The 18,566-nt window shown below is 69.4% G+C and carries 18 protein-coding genes; 8 read left to right on the top strand and 10 right to left on the bottom strand.

The window, feature by feature from the left end:
• Positions 1-269: 269 nt before the first annotated feature.
• From P3L51_RS26995 to P3L51_RS26985, 3 genes are all read right to left on the bottom strand, one after another.
• Positions 270-947: a DUF305 domain-containing protein gene (locus P3L51_RS26995; protein WP_354607899.1), complete on the bottom strand. Its 678-nt coding sequence runs from the start codon at positions 945-947 to the stop codon at positions 270-272.
• A complete protein-coding gene (locus P3L51_RS26990) occupies positions 944-1,591 on the bottom strand; it encodes a thioredoxin-like domain-containing protein (RefSeq protein WP_354607898.1) in 648 nt (215 codons plus the stop codon). The genes P3L51_RS26995 and P3L51_RS26990 overlap by 4 nt, the downstream gene beginning before the upstream one ends.
• Before the next feature lie 80 nt (positions 1,592-1,671).
• Positions 1,672-2,103, bottom strand: coding sequence for a hypothetical protein (locus tag P3L51_RS26985; protein WP_354607897.1), 432 nt, complete (start codon positions 2,101-2,103; stop codon positions 1,672-1,674).
• A 147-nt stretch (positions 2,104-2,250) separates the two neighbouring features.
• Here P3L51_RS26985 and P3L51_RS26980 point away from each other — a divergent pair, with 147 nt between their 5' ends.
• From P3L51_RS26980 to glnA, 4 genes are all read left to right on the top strand, one after another.
• A complete protein-coding gene (locus P3L51_RS26980) occupies positions 2,251-2,775 on the top strand; it encodes a MarR family winged helix-turn-helix transcriptional regulator (protein WP_354607896.1) in 525 nt (174 codons plus the stop codon).
• Positions 2,776-2,830: 55 nt separating this feature from the next.
• Entirely contained in the window at positions 2,831-3,136 is a 306-nt protein-coding gene (locus P3L51_RS26975; protein WP_354607895.1) for an ArsR/SmtB family transcription factor, read from the top strand.
• The gene (locus P3L51_RS26970) at positions 3,133-3,519 is read left to right on the top strand and encodes a VOC family protein (protein WP_354607894.1); all 387 of its coding nucleotides are present in this window, start codon (positions 3,133-3,135) and stop codon (positions 3,517-3,519) included. Before P3L51_RS26975 ends, P3L51_RS26970 begins: the two co-directional genes overlap by 4 nt.
• A gap of 198 nt (positions 3,520-3,717) precedes the next feature.
• Positions 3,718-5,079 carry a type I glutamate--ammonia ligase gene (gene glnA / locus P3L51_RS26965; protein WP_354607893.1) on the top strand — a complete coding sequence of 454 codons (1,362 nt, stop codon included), beginning with the start codon at positions 3,718-3,720 and terminating at the stop codon, positions 5,077-5,079.
• 159 nt (positions 5,080-5,238) lie between these two features.
• On the opposite strand, the gene P3L51_RS26960 is transcribed toward glnA, so the two are convergent.
• The 5 genes from P3L51_RS26960 to P3L51_RS26940 form a co-directional block, all read right to left on the bottom strand.
• Positions 5,239-5,934 (bottom strand): NUDIX hydrolase, encoded by a 696-nt coding sequence (locus P3L51_RS26960; RefSeq protein WP_354607892.1) that lies wholly within the window; start codon positions 5,932-5,934, stop codon positions 5,239-5,241.
• Positions 5,935-5,940: 6 nt separating this feature from the next.
• Complete coding sequence (locus tag P3L51_RS26955; RefSeq protein WP_354607891.1) at positions 5,941-7,470, bottom strand: hypothetical protein; 1,530 nt, start codon at positions 7,468-7,470, stop codon at positions 5,941-5,943.
• Between the two features lie 74 nt (positions 7,471-7,544).
• On the bottom strand, positions 7,545-8,303 hold the full coding sequence (locus tag P3L51_RS26950; RefSeq protein ID WP_354607890.1) for a sulfite exporter TauE/SafE family protein: 759 nt from the start codon (positions 8,301-8,303) through the stop codon (positions 7,545-7,547).
• A gap of 37 nt (positions 8,304-8,340) precedes the next feature.
• Entirely contained in the window at positions 8,341-8,733 is a 393-nt protein-coding gene (locus tag P3L51_RS26945; RefSeq protein WP_354607889.1) for a hypothetical protein, read from the bottom strand.
• A 105-nt stretch (positions 8,734-8,838) separates the two neighbouring features.
• Positions 8,839-9,351: a pyridoxamine 5'-phosphate oxidase family protein gene (locus P3L51_RS26940; RefSeq protein ID WP_354607902.1), complete on the bottom strand. Its 513-nt coding sequence runs from the start codon at positions 9,349-9,351 to the stop codon at positions 8,839-8,841.
• Between the two features lie 181 nt (positions 9,352-9,532).
• Here P3L51_RS26940 and P3L51_RS26935 point away from each other — a divergent pair, with 181 nt between their 5' ends.
• Complete coding sequence (locus tag P3L51_RS26935) at positions 9,533-12,601, top strand: bifunctional [glutamine synthetase] adenylyltransferase/[glutamine synthetase]-adenylyl-L-tyrosine phosphorylase (RefSeq protein WP_354607888.1); 3,069 nt, start codon at positions 9,533-9,535, stop codon at positions 12,599-12,601.
• On the opposite strand, the gene P3L51_RS26930 is transcribed toward P3L51_RS26935, so the two are convergent.
• Positions 12,586-13,722: a phosphatase PAP2 family protein gene (locus P3L51_RS26930; protein ID WP_435594532.1), complete on the bottom strand. Its 1,137-nt coding sequence runs from the start codon at positions 13,720-13,722 to the stop codon at positions 12,586-12,588. The two genes, P3L51_RS26935 and P3L51_RS26930, sit on opposite strands and share 16 nt — an antisense overlap.
• A gap of 74 nt (positions 13,723-13,796) precedes the next feature.
• A complete protein-coding gene (locus P3L51_RS26925; RefSeq protein ID WP_354607887.1) occupies positions 13,797-14,876 on the bottom strand; it encodes a LacI family DNA-binding transcriptional regulator in 1,080 nt (359 codons plus the stop codon).
• Between the two features lie 382 nt (positions 14,877-15,258).
• On the opposite strand from P3L51_RS26925, the gene P3L51_RS26920 reads away from it, so the two are divergent.
• From P3L51_RS26920 to P3L51_RS26910, 3 genes are read left to right on the top strand one after another with little or no spacing between them, the layout of a single operon-like run.
• On the top strand, positions 15,259-16,530 hold the full coding sequence (locus P3L51_RS26920; RefSeq protein ID WP_354607886.1) for an extracellular solute-binding protein: 1,272 nt from the start codon (positions 15,259-15,261) through the stop codon (positions 16,528-16,530).
• Between the two features lie 33 nt (positions 16,531-16,563).
• Positions 16,564-17,577 carry a carbohydrate ABC transporter permease gene (locus P3L51_RS26915; RefSeq protein WP_354607885.1) on the top strand — a complete coding sequence of 338 codons (1,014 nt, stop codon included), beginning with the start codon at positions 16,564-16,566 and terminating at the stop codon, positions 17,575-17,577.
• Positions 17,578-17,582: 5 nt separating this feature from the next.
• On the top strand, positions 17,583-18,473 hold the full coding sequence (locus P3L51_RS26910; RefSeq protein ID WP_354607900.1) for a sugar ABC transporter permease: 891 nt from the start codon (positions 17,583-17,585) through the stop codon (positions 18,471-18,473).
• Positions 18,474-18,566: the final 93 nt, after the last annotated feature.

Genomic DNA, 18,566 nt, shown 5'->3' with positions numbered 1-18,566 from the left:
TCCAGGGGCCGCGCGGTGCGCGTTTCGTCCACCTGAGGTGGGGCGAGCTGCCGCCGGGCACCGTCGAGACCCGGCTGGGGCTGACGGAGGCGGCGGTGATGCCGTCGTGCGCGGCCGTACGCCCCCCGATGATCACCTGGACCGCCCCGAGGGCAGCGGCGGTGGCAGCCCGTACCGCGCCGACCGCCCGTACCGTCCGAACGGCGCCGCCCCCGCCCGCTGTGGTGCTTCCGCGGGCGGGGGCGGCGGGGTGTCCCGTCGTCGGGCGGTCAGGTGCGCGGCTTCGCGCCCCGGGCCTTCAAGAGGTCGGCCATCAGCCCCAGTTCGGACTGCTGGGCCGTCACCATGCCCTCGGCCAGGGCCTGTTCGGTGTCGACCTCGCACAACTCGGCGCAGCCCCGGGCCATCGTGACGCCGCCCTTGTGATGGTCGGTCATCAGCTGGAGGTACAGGATCTCCGCCTTCTCGCCCTTGGCGGACTTGAGCGTGTCCAGCTCCGTCTTCGTCGCCATGCCCGGCATCAGCGAGCCGTCACGGACCTCGTGGCCGCCGTGATCCATGCCCTCCATGCCGTCCATGCCCGCGTGTTCGCCGTCCCGCGCCATCCAGGCCATCGGCTCCTGGCCCGTGGCGACCTTCGGCAGCTTCCACAGGTCCAGCCAGCCCAGCATCATGCCGCGCTGGTTGGCCTGGGTGTTGGCGATGTCGTACGCGAGGCGGCGCACCTCCTCGTCGTCCGTGCTGTCCCGCACCAGGAACGACATCTCCACCGCCTGCTGGTGATGGACCGCCATGTCACGCGCGAAGCCCGCCTCGGCCGAGTCCGCCGTGGGTGTGGCCGCCGCGCGGGGCGAGTCGTCGGGCCCGGCGGAGGCGACGGTGGCCGCCCCGGCGAACAGCAGGGCCAGGACGACCGCCGTGATGGCGGCCCAGTTCGTGCGGGTCACTGGTCGCCCATTCCACCGGTGCAGGCCGCGCCCGGCTCGGGCGTCTGCGGGCCCTGCACGTACTTCGCGAAGAACTGCTCGACCCGCGGGTCCTTCGCGCTGTCGACGGTGACCTGCTTGCCCCACGCGGTCAGCATGATCGCCCCGGCCTGCTCCTTCACGGGGCTCATCAGCGAGTACTGGGTCTTGCCCACGAGATCGCTGAGCGCCTTCACATCACCCTCGGGCGCCTTGTCGTTGTACGTGACCCAGACCGCGCCGTGCTCCAGCGAGTGCACCGCGTTCACGTCCGGGACCGCGTCCTTGTAGACGTCGCCGGCGCAGTTCATCCAGGCCTGGCTGTGGTTGCCGCCGACCGGCGGGGTCTGCGGGTACTTGACCGCCTCGGCGACATGGTCACGGCCCAGCTTCTTCGCGTCCCAGGACTTCTCGCCCTTGACGGGCTCGGCGGCGGCCTGCTCCTCCTTCTTCTTGTCCTCGGACTCCTTGTTCAGCACGAACGCGCCGAAGCCGACGAGCGCCACGACGACGACGGTGCTCGCCGTGATCGTGATGATGCGGTTGCGGCGCTCACGCGCGCGCTCGGCCTTGCGCATCTGCTCTATTCGGGCCTTGCGCTCGGTGCTCTGGGTCTTGGAAGCCATGGTGTCTGTTTCGTCCTTCTCGAAAACCTGCGGAACGGGGGTGGGGGAGTTACGGGAACCCGGTGGGGGCGCGGGCCCGGCTACGTCCGCAGTACTTGAAGGACGTGGAGGTCCGGCGCGCGGGGAAACGCTCCGGAGCGGGACACCTGGCCGGTGTTGGGCGGGAGTGCGGGGCGCGGGGGACTCACGTCGCCGGTGCCGAGCGGATCGGCGGGCAGCGGCGCGGTGAGCACGGCCGGAGTGAGGTGCGGGATGAAACGGCAGCCGCCGCGGTCGTACGGGCACGTGTACTCGGGGGCCGGGGCGGGGCGGGCGGCCGTGCCCCCCGCGTCCGTACGGAGGGTGATGCCGGCGCTCGCGGTGTGCGCCGCCGCCGTCACCGTCGGGGACGACGACGCCGGGTGGTGGGTCTCGACGGGGGCCAGACAGACGTAGAGCGCGGCGAGCAGCGTCGCCACGGCGCTGAGCAAGGCCGTGGGACGCGCGTCGCGTATGTGGCGTCGTCCCCCCATGGGCGCAGATCGTAGTCCGTACAGGTGGCCGAGCAGCAGTGCGCAGGGGGTACCGAGTCCGGAACGTGGCTGTGGGACCGGCCGCGCGAGGGTACGGACGGCGGTACGGAGCGGGTCCGCGCAGGCTCCGGCGCGGTACAAAGAGGCATGGCCGACCCTCCGGAACCCCAGCCGCGCGAACCCGATGTCGACGCCGTGACGCGGGCGGTGCTGATCGCCTCACGGCTGCTCGTGACCTTGTCCGTCCGTTCCCTGGCCACCGTCGAGGACCGGGTCACCCTGCCCCAGTTCCGGCTGCTGAAGGTCCTCTCGGCCCATGGCGGGGCGAACCTGGTGTCGCTCGCCGAACGGCTCGGGGTGAACCCTTCCACCGCGATGCGCATGGTCGACCGGCTCATCGCCGCCGGGCTGGCCGAGCGCGGGGTCAACCCGGGCAACCGCCGGGAGACCGTGCTGCGGCTCACGGACGAGGGCAGGACGCTCGTGGCGGACGTCTCGGCGGCGCGCAGACGCGAGATCACGGCGATCGTCGAGCGGCTGGCTCCCGAGCAGCGTACGGCCCTCGTGGAGGCCCTCACGGCGTTCACCGAGGCGGGCGGGGAGCGGCCGATGCCGGGGGACGACGGGGAGCCGTACCCGCTGGGCTGGTCGGACACGGCGGCGCCGCACTGAGGGCGGTGGGCGGGCGCGATCGACATGCAAGGAGATGCTTGCCTATCCTGTCATCGTGTCCGATGATGTGTTCAAGGCCCTGGCCGACCACACCCGCCGCACGATCCTCGACGAGCTGGCCGAACGCGACGGCCAGACGCTGTTCGAGATCTGCGGACGGCTGCTGACGAAACACGGGCTCAACACGTCCCGGCAGGGCGTCTCGCAGCATCTGGCCCTCCTCGAAGCCGCCGGTCTCGTCGAGACCCGGCGCGACGGCCGCTACAAGTTCCACCACCTCGACACCGGGCCGCTGGAACACCTCACCGACCGCTGGCTGACACCCGCGCACCCACCCGAACGACCAGGAGACTCCCCATGAGGATCAATCTGACCAGCGTCTTCGTCGACGACCAGGCCAAGGCGCTGCACTTCTACACCGAAATCCTCGGCTTCCTCAAGAAGACGGACGTCCCCCTGGGCGACCACAGGTGGCTCACCCTCGTGTCCCCGGCCGAGCCCGACGGCGTCGAGCTGCTGCTGGAGCCGTCCGGGCATCCCGCCGTGAAGCCCTTCAAGGAGGCTCTCGTGACGGACGGCATCCCCGCCACCTCCTTCGCCGTGGAAGATGTCCGGGCCGAGTTCACGCGCCTTCAGGGACTCGGTGTGCGCTTCACCCAGGAGCCCGTCGACATGGGTCCGGTGACCGTCGCGGTGTTCGACGACACCTGCGGCAATCTCATCCAGATCGCCCACACCGCCTGAGCCCGGCGCCGTCTGCGTACCCCCCTCCGCCGCTGAGGCACCCGGACGCGCGCCGTACGGGGCGCGTGTCCGACAATGCTTTAGTACGCCGGTGTGCAACCTTCCGGAAATCCTGTGGTGTCATGCTCGGGTGCCCCGGTGTACTCGGCAGCGTGGGAGCAGGCGGCCTGACCGGCAAGGATGGGTAGGACAACAGACATGGACAAGCAGCAGGAATTCGTGCTCCGGACCCTTGAGGAACGCGACATCCGCTTCGTACGCCTGTGGTTCACCGATGTGCTCGGCTTCCTCAAGTCGGTCGCCGTAGCCCCCGCCGAACTTGAACAGGCGTTCGACGAGGGCATCGGCTTCGACGGCTCGGCGATCGAGGGCTTCGCGCGGGTGTACGAGTCCGACATGATCGCCAAGCCCGATCCGGGGACCTTCCAGATCCTGCCGTGGCGCGCGGAGGCCCCGGGCACCGCGCGGATGTTCTGCGACATCCTGATGCCCGACGGCTCACCGTCCTTCGCGGACCCGCGCTACGTCCTGAAGAGGATGCTCGCCAAGACCTCGGACCTCGGCTTCACCTTCTACACCCACCCCGAGATCGAGTTCTTCCTCCTGAAGGACAAGCCGGTCGACGGCACCCGGCCCACCCCCGCCGACAGCTCCGGCTACTTCGACCACACCCCGCAGAACGTCGGCATGGACTTCCGCCGCCAGGCGATCACCATGCTCGAATCCATGGGCATCTCCGTGGAGTTCAGCCACCACGAGGGCGCGCCCGGCCAGCAGGAGATCGACCTGCGGTACGCCGACGCGCTCTCCACCGCCGACAACGTCATGACCTTCCGCCTGGTCATGAAGCAGGTCGCGCTGGAGCAGGGGGTCCACGCGTCCTTCATGCCGAAGCCGTTCAGCGAGTACCCGGGCTCCGGGATGCACACCCACCTCTCCCTCTTCGAGGGGGACCGCAACGCGTTCTACGAGTCCGGCGCCGAGTACCAGCTCTCCAAGGTGGGCCGGTCCTTCATCGCCGGTCTGCTCACGCACGCCGCGGAGATCTCGGCCGTCACCAACCAGTGGGTCAACTCCTACAAGCGCATCTGGGGCGGCTCCACCCGCACGGCTGGCTCGGGCGGCGAGGCCCCCTCGTACATCTGCTGGGGCCACAACAACCGCTCCGCCCTGATCCGCGTCCCGATGTACAAGCCCGGCAAGACCGGCTCCGCGCGCGTGGAGGTCCGCTCCATCGACTCCGGCGCGAACCCCTACCTGACCTACGCGGTACTCCTCGCGGCCGGCCTCAAGGGCATCGAGGAGGGCTACGAACTCCCGGCGGGCGCCGACGACGACGTCTGGGCCCTGTCCGACGCCGAGCGCCGCGCGATGGGCATCGAGCCGCTGCCGCAGAACCTCGGCGAGGCGATCTCGCTGATGGAGCGCAGCGAACTGGTCGCGGAGACCCTCGGCGAGCACGTCTTCGACTTCTTCCTGCGCAACAAGAAGCGCGAGTGGGAGGAGTACCGCTCCGAGGTCACCGCCTTCGAGCTGAAGAACCTGCTGCCGGTGCTGTAACGCCGGCCCCTGGTGCGCGGCTTCGGGCCGACGGCGTCACGCCGTCGGCCCGAAGCATGCCCGTCGGCCCAAGCATTCCATCGAGACCGGCCGGGCCGAGCGGAACATCGAACAGGTCGAGGCCGCGCGGCCCGTCGTACGACGGCGGGGCCGCGACCGTCAAGGAGCCGGGTGCTCCTGGCCTTCGGTGAACAGTCCGGCCAGCCGGGCGCGAGTGAACACCGCGATGGTGAATCCGTCGGTTATCTCACCCAGTCCGATCAGCTCCTCCGCCCGGAGCGGGGACATGACGACGGCGCGCCTGATGCCCTCCGCGGTGTCCAGCGGCCCGATGCCGGAGATACGGGCCGCGTACAACTCGGCGTGGCCGCTGAGCATTCCGGTGTCGGCATGGACCTTGCCGAGCGGGACCAGTTCGTCGAGCCCGACGCCCAACTCCTCCTTGAGCTCGCGGATCGCGTTCTCCGGACCTGTTTCCCCCGGTTGCCCCGCGCCGCGCGGTACCTCCAGATGCCAGGCCCGGGTCGCGTGCCGGTAGTGCTCGACCAGGACGACGTCCGGGCCGGCCGGGCCCGCGTCGATGAGCGGCAGCATCACCACTCCGGGGACATCTCCCGGGGTCAGGACCCTCAGGTAGAGGCCCAGTTGGCCGCCGGGAAAGCGGACGGCGTCACGAACGAGGGTGATGAACCGGTCGGCGTACACCACGCCGACCGGCTCGTCGGATCCGACGCTGCGTCGAGCCGCCTCGATGTCGGCCGGGTCGAGCAGAATCTCGATTCCGTCCGGGACATTCGCGAACATCTCCGGGCTGTTCCGGCGCAGGTCCTCGTAAGAAGGAGAGGGTCGTTTCATGAGGTGTCAGTACTCCGGAACTTCTTCGGATTCCTGGATGGTGGTGGAGCTGGTGGCGGACGAGGACCCGTGGCGCTCCGTGAATCCCGGGATCTCGCGGGCCCGTTCGAGGAACTCGGTCCACTCCTCTTCGGCGTCGAGCCGTACGGAGGCGATCTCACGGGCGAATTTCTGCTCCCGTCTCCCGGCCACCCGATTGCGCACGATGAGCTGGACGGAACCGCCGCGCGCTCCCATCGTGGTGACTCCCACACTCGCGCCCACGGCCCATGCCTCGTCACCGGTCATCGCGGTGAAAACGGCCCCGCCGATGGTGAGGACGACTTCGGCGACGGGTGACCAGCTGTTCGTCTCGGCCGCCGGGCCGCGACGGGCCTCGGCGACCCTTCTGATCTTGGAATTGAGCTGGACGTACCGGTCGAAGACGTCGCGGACATTCTCCTGGAAAGCGTCCGGATCGCCCGTCAGCGAAGTGAACGCGGCCATGTAATGGTGCCATTCGTCGCTCTGCCGCAGCACCCGGACATCTTCGAGAGCCAGGGTGTCGATCGCGGCGGGGGTGAGGCGGTCCTGGACGGTGGAGAACGCCTGCCGCTGGAGGAACTTCACCAGCAGCGCGGGGTCCCGGATGATCCCGCCGGTCGGGTTGGCACGTACGTCACGCCACTCCTGGAGTGCCACCCGGCGCAGACTGCCGGTCGGAGTGAGCGGATACATACCAAGGGCGTCGGCGAGATTGACGTTGTAGACCAGGTCCAGCAGCTGCTTGACCTCGCCGGCGAAAGGCTTGCCGCCGTCGTACCGGCCCTCGGTGACAGGTGTGCCGTCCACGCAGACGAATTTCTGGTACAGCACATTCCGGCTGACGGTGGCGTCACGTACGCGTAGCTGGTTGCTGAAGTCGACGACCTCACCGATCTTCTCCGCGAACTGGGTGACCCTGTTGACGGGTACGCCTAACTGGGAAGCGAGCAGCGGAATGTCCTTGGCGGTCAGACCCTGCACTCTGGCGGCGAACGGATTGATCAGAGCCGATTTGGTGTGCCTGACGTTCTCCTGGTCGTTCCAGGACATGCGCAGGCACGTCACCTTCTTGGTGGCGGGCATCTCCGCCACGGTGTCGCACCAGGCTTCGAAACCGGCCTCGTCGACCTCCACGTTCGCCGGGCGGTCGGTGGGCTCCCGCTCCCCGACCAGGAAAGGGACAAGGGTGCCGTCGGCCAACAGCTCCTGATGGGCACGCCGGGCTTCTCCGCCGTCGGACAGATCACGACTCACGGCGGGATTGTTGTAGAAGAAGACGCGGTTCACGATGATCTGCCGCGTATTGATCAGGCTGCGGAAGTATTCGGCACGCACCTGATCGTTCCGCTGATCCTGAACATCACTCAGAGACTTTCCCTTTGCCATCATTTTCCGGGCCAGGTCCGCGCCGACCCACTGGTTGTCCAGCGACTGCGCGACGACCGCCCCCGGTTCCAGATCCGCCGGACGTAACCGGGTCGGCGTCTCTGCGTCGGGCTGCTCGCTGTTCATGATCCATCCCCCAGTCAATTCCTGACGCGCAATCTCCGATCATTGCTGGGCCGGTACGTCCTGCCAAGTGGGCATCAGCGCAGCAGTAGTTGAAGTCCGCCCAGCACCGTCGCGCCGATCACCAGACGTTCGAATACCCGTTGGTCGATACGGTCCACGCACAGCTTCCCGAGGACGGCGCCGGGCAGGACGAACAGCACCAGCAGCGCGTCCAGCAGCAGGGAGTCGCGGTCGATCAGGCCGAGGCCCACGCTGAAGGGCACCTTCGTGGTGTTCACGATCAGGAAGAACCACGCGGACGTGCCCAGGAAGCCGAGCTTCCGGAAGCCCGCCGACAGCAGGTAGAGCGACATGACGGGGCCGCCCGCGTTGGCGACCATCGTGGTGAAGCCGCCGAGGACCCCGTACGAGCGCGCCTTCACGCGGCCCTTGAGCGACGCCGTCTCCTCCGGGGTGTCCTCCTCCGGCGCCTGACGCCGCCGCCAGATCGTGACGCCCGCCATCAGTAGGAGGATCGACCCGATGGAGACGCGTACGGCTCCGTCGTCGGCCCACACCATGAAGACGGTGCCGATCACCACACCCCCGGCGACCGCCGGGAACAGCCGCCACAACGTGGGCCAGTGGGCGTGCCGGCGGTAGGTGAGGACGGCGATCGTGTCGCCCACGATGAGGATCGGCAGCAGCACACCGGTCGACTCGCGGGCCGGCAGGACGGCGGCGAACACCGCGAGGCTGACGGTGTTGGCCCCGCTGACCGCCGTCTTGGAGAAGCCGACGAGCGCCGCCGCCGCGGCGAGCGCGACGAATTCCCACATGCTGATCGTGTCCATGGCGATGACCCATGCTACGACCACGTGTCCAGAGCCCTCAGGCGGGCCAGAGCGCGCAGCGCCGGTGCCGGGCCGGGAGCACGTCCACGGCGTCCGCCGTGGCGAGCGCGAGGACGCCGCCGCCGGGGGCGTCGACGAGTCGGCGCACAGCGGTCACCTGGGCGCGCAGCCGCTGTCTGTCCCGGCGCTCGCCGAACGCCGCCCCGATCGACACGGAGCGGTCGTGGATGTCCGCGCGCGCCCAGGAGCGGACCTCCACGTCGCGTCGTACGGCCTCCGGCACCGGCCGCCGCGACGCGCGGGCCGCCGCCGCCAGAGCGCGGGCGCTGTACCGGAGGTCGTAGAGGCGCACGGAGCGCCAGGGGCGGTGGTCGTACTCACCCGCCGAGCCGGCGCGGGACAGGGGAAGGTGGTGTGCGGTGCGTGCCACGGGACTCCGTCGGTCACACCGCCGGGGATCTCCCGGCGGAGCTACCTGAATCCGGTGGCTCCCCGCGATCGGCGTCGGCTCATGGGTGAGAGGGTACGGCCGCCGTCAGGCGAACCGCCAGCGCGTCTGGCCGTACGGGTCCTTCGCGAAGCCGAAGGCCGTACGGGGAGCGACCGCGAACACCGGGGCGGAGCCCCATTTCGCCGCGAACGCGCCGTCCCTCACGTCGAAGTGCCAGTCGGAGCCGTACTTCCGCTCCCACAGGGCGGCCAGCTCGCGCAGCCGCGCGTCATCCGTCTCCCGGACCGCCTCGCCCTCGATCACCAGGTCCTGACCCTCGCCCAGCACGTTCGTGCCGGTGGTGAGGACGACCTCGCGGTTCTTGTTGAGGTTCAGGACCTTCCGCTCCCGCTCGCCCGAGCAGAAGTACAGGGCGTCCCGCCACCAGACCGCCAGCAGCGGGGTGACATGGGGCCGGCCGTCGGGGCGTACCGTCGTCAGCCAGAAGGTCTCGGCCCGCGCCAGCCGGGTCACCGCGTCGGCCCAGCTCTCCGCGACCGCCTTCGGGTCGCTGTAGCGGGCGTCGAGGTGGGTGTCGGCCGGTTCCTTGTGCGCCATGGCGCCGTCCCTTCGGGAGAAGTCCTGTAGGCCGGTGAGCGGGAGTACGCTCACGACCCTTCCGTAAGAGAGGACCGGCCGCGACACCAGGACTCATCGGTCGACCGGCACAACCGGCTCCCCGGGCACGGCGGAGTACTAGGCTCGGCCCCGGACCTCGATCGGACGGACGAAAGGCCGCATGACGGTGCAGGGACGCAGGAGCAGTACCTTCACCCGCCTGCTCCGGCACGGCTTCACCGACCCGTCGGCGGCCGAGCGCCTGCTCGATCTGCCCGAGATGGTGTCCGTACGGACCGACTCCGTCCTCCTCGACGCGCTCGGCGCCACGGCCGACCCGGATCTGGCGCTGCGCGCCCTCGTCCGGCTGGCCGAGGCCCACGGGAGCGACGAGCGCCGGCTCCTGCTGGACACGCTGATCGCGGCCAAGCCCCTGCGGGACAGGCTGCTGGGCGTGCTCGGGGCGTCCGAGGCCCTCGGTGACCATCTGGCCAGACACCCCGCCGACTGGCAGGTTCTTGTCACCTACGAGTCGGCCGATCTGCACCCCGGCGTGGTCGAGTTCGAGGCCGGTCTCGCCGAGGCGCACGACGTCGACTCGCTGCGCGTCGGCTACCGCCGCTGTCTGCTGTCCCTCGCCGCACGCGACGTCTGCGGCACCACCGACGTCGCCCAGACCGCCGCCGAACTGGCCGACCTGGCGACCGCCACCCTCCGCGCCGCGCTCGCCATCGCCCGCGCCGCGGCGCCCGAGGACGCCGCGATGTGCCGGCTCGCGGTCGTGGCGCTCGGCAAGTGCGGTGGTCAGGAGCTGAACTACGTCTCCGACGTCGACGTCATCTTCGTCGGCGAGCCCGCCCACTCCGCGGCGCACGACCACGGGCTCCCCGAGGACGCCGCCGACGCGTCGAACACCGAGGCCAAGGCCGTCCAGGCGGCCACTCGGCTGGCCGCCCACATGATGCGGATCTGCTCCGAGACGACCGCCGAGGGCACCATCTGGCCCGTGGACGCCAACCTGCGCCCCGAGGGCCGCAACGGCCCGCTCGTACGGACCCTCTCCAGCCATCTCGCCTACTACCAGCGCTGGGCCAAGACCTGGGAGTTCCAGGCCCTGCTCAAGGCCCGCGCCGTGGCCGGGGACATCGCGCTCGGCAGGGAGTACGTGGCCGCCGTCTCACCCATGGTCTGGCAGGCCGCCGACCGCGAGAACTTCGTGCCCGACGTGCAGAAGATGCGCCGCCGCGTCGTCGACAACATCCCCGTCGGCCAGATCGACCGTGAGCTGAAGCTCGGCCCCGGCGGACTGCGGGACGTCGAATTCGCCGTACAGCTCCTCCAGTTGGTGCACGGCCGCAGCGACGCGTCCATCCGCAGCGGCACCACGCTCGTCGCCCTGCGGGCCCTCGCTGCCGGCGGCTACGTCGGCAGGACCGACGCGGCGCAGCTCGACGAGGCGTACCGCTTCCTGCGCTCCATGGAGCACCACATCCAGCTGTTCCGGCTGCGGCGTACGCATCTGGTGCCCGACGACGAGGTCGACCTGCGCCGCCTCGGACGCTCCCTCGGGATGCGCACCGAACCGGTCAGCGAACTCAACAGGGCCTGGAAACGGCACGCCTCGATGGTCCGGCGACTGCACGAGAAGATCTTCTACCGGCCGCTGCTCGACGCCGTCGCCCAACTCGCCCCCGGTGAGATCAGGCTCAGTACGAAGGCGGCCGGCCAGCGTCTGGAAGCCCTCGGCTACGCGGACCCGGTCGCCGCACTGCGGCATCTGGAGGCGCTGTCGTCCGGCGTGAGCCGCAAGGCCGCCATCCAACGGACGCTGCTGCCCGTGCTGTTGGGCTGGTTCGCGGACTCCGCCGACCCGGACGCCGGTCTGCTGGGCTTCCGCAAGGTGTCCGACGCGCTCGGCAAGACCCCCTGGTATCTGCGGCTCCTGCGGGACGAGGGAGCCGCGGCCGAGAACCTGGCCCGGGTGCTGTCCGCCGGCCGTCTCGCCCCCGACCTGCTGTTGCGCGCCCCGGAGGCGGTCGCCATCCTCGGGGACCCGAACGGGCTGAAGCCGCGCGGCCGTGAACATCTGGAGCTGGAGGTACTGGCCGCCGTCGGACGGGCGGAGACCGCCGAGATCGCGGTCGCCGTCACCCGAGGGGTGCGCCGCCGCGAGCTGTTCCGGACCGCCGCCGCCGACATCATCGGCAGTTACGGCACCGAGGAGAACCCCGCCGAGGAGGACCCCGGCGAGCTGGTCGACCGGGTCGGCAACGCCGTCACCGACCTCAACTCCGCCACCCTGTCGGGCGCGTTGCGCGCCGCCGTGCGCCAGACGTGGGGCGACACCCTGCCCGCCAGGTTCGCGGTCATCGGCATGGGCCGCTTCGGTGGCCACGAGCAGGGGTACGGCTCCGACGCGGACGTGTTGTTCGTGTACGAGCCGCGCGAGGGAGTCGCCGACCAGGAGGCGTCACGGGCCGCGAGCACCGTGGTGTCCGAGATGCGCAGACTCCTCCAACTGCCCACGGCCGACCCGCCGTTGATGATCGACGCCGATCTGCGCCCGGAGGGCAAGAGCGGCCCGCTGGTGCGCACGCTCGCCTCCTACGCCGCCTACTACCGCCGCTGGTCGCTGGGTTGGGAGAGCCAGGCGCTGCTGCGCGCCGAGCCGATGGCGGGGGACGCGGAACTGGGACGCGACTTCATCGAGCTGATCGACCCGCTGCGCTATCCCGCCGACGGGCTGAGCGAGGCCGCCGTACGGGAGATCCGCCGGCTCAAGGCGCGGATGGAGACGGAACGGCTGCCGCGCGGCGCCGACCCCACCCTGCACACCAAGCTGGGCCGGGGCGGGCTCTCCGACGTCGAGTGGACGGTGCAGCTGATCCAGATGCGGCACGCCTGGGAGGTGCCCGGCCTGCGTACGACACGTACGCGCGAGGCGCTGGCCGCCGCGCACGCCGCGGGCCTGATCTCCACGGAGCACACCCACATCCTCGACGAGGCCTGGGTACTGGCGACCCGGGTCCGTAATGGCGTGATGCTCGTACGCGGCAGGGCGGGCGACACATTCCCGTCGGACGGCCGCGAACTGGCCGCGATGGGGCGCTACTTGGGCTACGGCCCCGGATCGGTGGCGCCCGGCCCGAGCCCGTACAACGGACACAGCGGCGACATGATCGACGACTACCGGCGGACCACCCGACGGGCGCGCGCGGTGATGGAGGAGCTGTTCTACGGAGCCGTCTGAGAGGACGGCGTGCTCGGTGAGGAGGGGGTGCTCCGCGGCGACGGTCTGTGCCGCGAGGCGGATGTCGCACCGCGCGTGGGCGGCGCGCTCCGCGTGGGCGGCGCTGTGCGTGTGGCTGTCGTAGCGCGCGTGAGCGGCGCGTTCCGTGCGGTCTGTCCGGTCGAAGCGGCCTCTTCGGCGGGTCCGGTACGGGCGGCCTGACCGACCGGCTCGGGCGATGTCGCCCCCGTACCCGACGCACCGGGGCGGCGGATCCACCGCCGTCGCTTCGGGCGGTCGTCCTCGACGTATCGCGGCAGCCGGTGAGGCAGCGCGCGGTACCAGGCGTACGAGACGGCGAACCCGAACGCGAGACAGACCATGCCGCCCACCGCGTCCAGCCAGAAGTGGTTCGCGGTGGCGACGATCACGATCAGCGTGGCCGTCGGGTAGAGCAGTCCCAGGATCTTCGCCCACGGCGCCTTGGCCAGCGCGAAGATGGTCAGCCCGCACCAGAGCGACCAGCCGATGTGCATCGAGGGCATGGCCGCGTACTGGTTCGACACGTTCTTGAAGTTGCCCGAGGCCATCGAGCCCCAGGTCTGGTGGAACTGAACCGTGTCGATGAAATTCTGCCCGTTCATCAACCGGGGCGGCGCGAGCGGATACAGATAGTAACCGGCCAGTGCCACAGCGGTGGTCGCGAAGAGAATGAGCCGGCTGGCCGCGTAGCGGCCGGGGTGGCGGCGGTAGAGCCAGACCAGCACCGCGATCGTGACGATGAAGTGCAGCGTCGCGTAGTAGTAGTTCATGGAGACGACCAGCCATGTCACCGAGTTCACGGCGTGGTTGACGGCCTCCTCGAAGTTGAGTCCCAGTGAACGCTCCGCCTGCCAGATCCAGTCCGCGTTCTTCAGGGCCTCGGTCTTCTGCTCGGGTACCGCGTTACGGACCAGTGAATACGTCCAGTAACTCACCGCGATCAGCAGGATTTCGAACCAGATACGAGGGCGTCGTGGCGATCGCATCCGGCGCAGCCGACCGGTGCGGGACACCGGGCCGGACTCGTCGGCCGTCGCACCCGCGGGGGGTGTCGGCGTGGCCGTCGTGCCTTCCGGAATCTTCACGGTCGTATCACCCATGGAGAGAGAGTCTGCCAGATTTCCGCTCTCGACCGATCATCCCTCGGGTGGGTCCCGACCGCACACGCTACGCCTTACGGACGAGCGTGCGACCCTGACTTCCGGCCGTTTTCTCCCAGGGTTCGCCCCAGGGGCCCGGGTGCGGGGCCGGAGGCGGTCGAACCGCGGACCACCAGCTCGGGCATGAAGACGAACTCGCTGTGCGGAGCGGGCGTACCGCCGATTTCCTCAAGCAGAGTGCGGACCGCGGCCTGGCCCATCGACGGCACCGGCTTGCGGATCGTGGTGAGCGGTGGATCGGTGAACGCTATGAGCGGCGAATCGTCGAAACCGACGACGGACACGTCGCGCGGCACGTCCTTGCCGAGCTGCCTGGCGGCGCGGATCGCGCCCAGCGCCATCATGTCGCTCGCGCACACCACCGCCGTACAGCCGCGCCCGATGAGCGCCGTCGTCGCGGCCTGACCGCCCTCCAGGGTGTAGAGGGAGTGCTGGATCAGCTCCTCCGTCTCCTCGGAGGTCAGCTCCAGCTGCTCGCGCACGGTGGCGCGGAAGCCCTCGATCTTGCGCAGGACGGGCACGAACCGCTTGGGTCCCACGGCCAGACCGATCCTGCGGTGGCCGAGCGAGACGAGATGGGTCACGGCCAGCCGCATCGCAGCCCGGTCGTCCGGCGAGATGAAAGGCGCCCGCACCTTCGGCGAGAAACCGTCCACGAGGACGAACGGCACGCCCTGGGCGCGCAGTTGCTCGTAACGCTGCATGTCCGCCGAGGTGTCCGCGTGCAGTCCCGAGACGAAGATGATGCCGGAGACGCCGCGGTCGACCAGCATCTCCGTCAGCTCGTCCTCGGTGGAGCCGCCGGGGGTCTGGGTGGCGAGCACGGGCGTGTAGCCCTGGCGCGTCAGTGCCTGGCCGATGACCTGGGCCAGCGCCGGGAAGATGGGGTTCTCCAGCTCGGGCGTGATCAGCCCGACGAGGCCGGCGCTGCGCCTGCGGAGCCGTACGGGGCGCTCGTAGCCGAGGACGTCGAGTGCGGCGAGTACGGATTCGCGGGTGGCCGTGGCAACACCCGGCTTGCCGTTCAGTACGCGGCTGACCGTCGCTTCGCTGACCCCCGCCTGGGCTGCGATATCGGCTAGCCGTGCGGTCATGGAAGTGGACTGTACCGGGCGTGTGCCGGATTGCCCACCATGTGCCTGAATCAGCCACGGGCCCCGACGGGGCGGCCTGGACGCGATGCCTTGCAGCGCCTTGCAATCGCACCGGTAGCAAAATCTTGCAAGTCCTTGCGGGGAGGCGCCGCCGGAGCGTTCCGGGCACTCACTGAGTCGGTATCGGCCGACACGTACCGTACTTGTCAGCTCGCGCGCTCCCCGTCAAGAGCCCTTGCGGCAACTGTGCGGACACGTGAATGTAACGATCAAGGAGGCTTGCAGAAATCTTCCGCAAGCTCTTTCGGTCTTCTTTCATCCTTGTTACTTTCACGTCGACCCGGCGCCGCGACGGAGCGGTACGGCAGTTGAAGGAGTTCAGATGCGACGTGGCATAACGGCCACCGCCCTGGTCGCGACCCTGGCGCTCGCGGCGACCGCCTGCGGCGGCGACGAGGAGACCGGCGGCAAGTCCAGCTCGGGAGAGCTCTCGGGCACCGTCACCTGGTGGGACACCTCCACCGTGGGCAGCGAGGACAAGGTCTTCAAGAAGCTCGCCGAGGACTTCGAGGCCAAGCACAAGGGCGTCGACGTCAAGTACGTCAACGTGCCGTTCGGCGAGGCGCAGAACAAGTTCAAGAACGCCGCGGGATCCGGCTCCGGCGCGCCCGACGTGATCCGCTCCGAGGTCGCCTGGACGCCCGAGTTCGCCGATCTCGGCTACCTCGCGCCCCTGGACGGCACGGCCGCGCTGAAGGACGAGAAGGACTTCGTCCCGCAGGCCGCCGCCTCCACCAAGTACGACGGCAAGACGTACGCGGTCCCGCAGGTCATCGACTCCCTCGGCATCTTCTACAACAAGAAGCTGTTCAAGGACGCCGGGGTCGAAGTCCCCAAGACGATCGACGAGTTGAAGACCGTCTCGAAGGCCATCAAGGACAAGACCGGCAAGACCGGCATGTACCTGCGAGGCGACGACGCCTACTGGTTCCTGTCGTTCCTCTATGGCGAGGGCGGCGACCTGGTCGACGCCAAGGGCAAGACCGTCACCGTCGACAGCCCGGCCGGCGTCAAGGCCATGGAGGTCGTGAAGGACCTCGTCGACTCCGGCGCCGCCAAGACGGACGCCACCGACGGCTGGGAGAACATGCAGGCCGCCTTCAAGGGCGGCGACGTGGCCATGATGATCAACGGCCCCTGGGCCATCGCCGACACCTACGCCGGACCGCAGTTCAAGGACAAGGCCAACCTGGGCGTCGCCCCGGTGCCCGCCGGATCGGCCGGCCAGGGCGCCCCGCAGGGCGGCCACAACCTCGGCGTCTACGCGGGCTCCAAGAACCTCGACGCCTCCTACGCGTTCGTCGAGTACATGTCCTCCGCCGAGTCCCAGGCGAAGATCACCACCGAGCTGAACCTGCTGCCGACCCGTACGTCGGTCTACTCGCGGCCGGAGGTCGCGAAGAACGAGATCGTCGGCTTCTTCAAGCCGGTCGTCGACAAGGCCATCGAGCGCCCCTGGATCCCGGAGACCGGCAGCCTGTTCGCCCCGCTGGTGACCGAGTACACCAAGGTCCTCACCGACCAGACGACCCCCGAGAAGGGTGTCAAGGCGACCGGTGACTCCTACCGCAAGCTGCTCAAGGGCTGGAAGTAAGACGGAGCGAGAGGAAGGAAGGCAGGCCGGCTGATGGCTGTCCACACCGGCCAGTCGGTGGTGAAGGCCGCGGGTGACTCGGATGTCGCCCGCGGCCGGAGCCGCGGCACTGGCAAACCCCCCGGCGGGCTGCGGCGTTCGGTCTCGACCCACTGGTACGCCTGGGCCATGGTCGCCCCCGTGGTGGCCGTGATCGGCGTGATCGTCGGGTACCCGCTGGTCCGCGGCATCTATCTGTCGCTGACCGACGCCAACGAACGCAACGTCGAGCGGAACATCGGCGTCAACCACCTGCCCGCCACCTACGAGTTCGTCGGACTGGACAACTACGCCGACGCCCTGACGGGCGGTCAGTTCCTGTCCACGCTCGGCTGGACACTGGTGTGGACGGTCTCCTGCGTCGGTATCACCTTCGCCCTCGGCCTCGGTCTGGCGAACATCCTCAACCGCCGGATCGCGGGCCGCTCCGCCTACCGGATGATGCTCATCCTGCCGTGGGCCGTACCGGGCTTCGTCTCCGTCTTCGCCTGGCGCTTCCTCTACAACGAGGACCGCGGCTTCCTCAACAAGCTGCTCGCCGGCGGCGGCATCGACGCCGTGCCGTGGCTGAACGACCCCACCTGGGCCAAGTTCTCGGTCATCGCCGTGAACATCTGGCTCGGCGTGCCCTTCATGCTGGTGGCCCTGCTCGGCGGACTCCAGTCCATCCCGGGGGAGATGTACGAGGCCGCCGAGATGGACGGCGCCGGCCCCTGGCAGCGCTTCCGCCACATCACCATGCCGGGCCTGCGGTCCGTCAGCACGACCGTTATCCTGCTCAGCACCATCTGGACGTTCAACATGTTCCCGGTGATCTTCCTGCTGACCAGAGGCGGTCCCGGCGAGGCCACCCAGATCCTGGTCACCCAGGCGTACAAGTTCTCCTTCGAGATCAGCCCACGCGACTACGCCCTGTCGTCCACCTGGGGCGTGCTGATCCTCGCACTCCTGATGATCTTCGCCGTGGTCTACCAACGAGTCCTCCGCAAGCAGGGAGATACCTGGTGACCGCCGTGACCGAGCCTCAGACCAGCACGCCGCGCGCCACCCCGGCGCGACCCGCGGCGAAGGTACGGCGCCGGGGCGACCGCTCCAGGGCCGCGTCCGTCGGCCTGCACGCCACCCTCGTCGTGGCGTCCGTCATCGCCGTCTTCCCCGTGCTGTGGGTCCTGCTGACGTCGCTGAAGCCCGCCGCGTACGCGACCACGACGGACTTCTTCAAAGAGACGACGTTCGAGAACTACACCAAGCTGCTCGACGACACGCCGTTCCTCACCTGGTTCGGCAACTCGCTGCTGATCGCCGGACTCACCACCGTGCTCGGCGTGTTCACCGCCGCCACCACCGGCTACGCCGTCAGCCGCTTCCGCTTCCCGGGCAAGCGCGGCCTGATGTGGACCCTGCTGATCACGCAGATGTTCCCGATGGCGGTGCTCATCGTGCCGCTGTACAACATCATGTCGAGCCTGGGCCTGCTCAATCAGGCCGCCGGACTGGTGATCACGTACCTCACGATCGCCGTGCCGTTCTGCGCCTGGATGATGAAGGGCTTCTTCGACACCATCCCGCGCGAGATCGACGAGTCGGGCATGGTCGACGGGCTGACCCCGTTCGGCACCTTCTGGCGGCTGATCCTGCCGCTCGCCAAGCCGGGACTCGCGGTGACCGCGTTCTACTCCTTCGTCACGGCCTGGGGCGAGGTGGCGTACGCCTCCGCCTTCATGGTCGGCGACGAGAACCTCACCCTCGCGGGCGGTCTGCAGAAGTTCGTCAACCAGTACGGCGCGCAATGGGGTCCGATGACGGCGGCGTCCGTGCTCATCGCGATACCCGCGGCGATCGTCTTCCTCTTCGCGCAGCGCCATCTGGTGACCGGCGTCTCCGCCGGGGCCGTGAAGGGCTGACGGCGCGTCCGCCCCCACCCGATCGACCCGATCCACCCGCACCACCCGTGACGACAGCGACAGTGACAGCGGCGCCGCGCGGCCCCACCCGGG

Source organism: Streptomyces panacea, from assembly GCF_040560175.1.
In the GTDB taxonomy this organism is placed as follows: domain Bacteria; phylum Actinomycetota; class Actinomycetes; order Streptomycetales; family Streptomycetaceae; genus Streptomyces; species Streptomyces panacea.
Note: the sequence above shows the minus strand (reverse complement) of the source record. Positions and strands in the feature narration are given on the sequence as shown.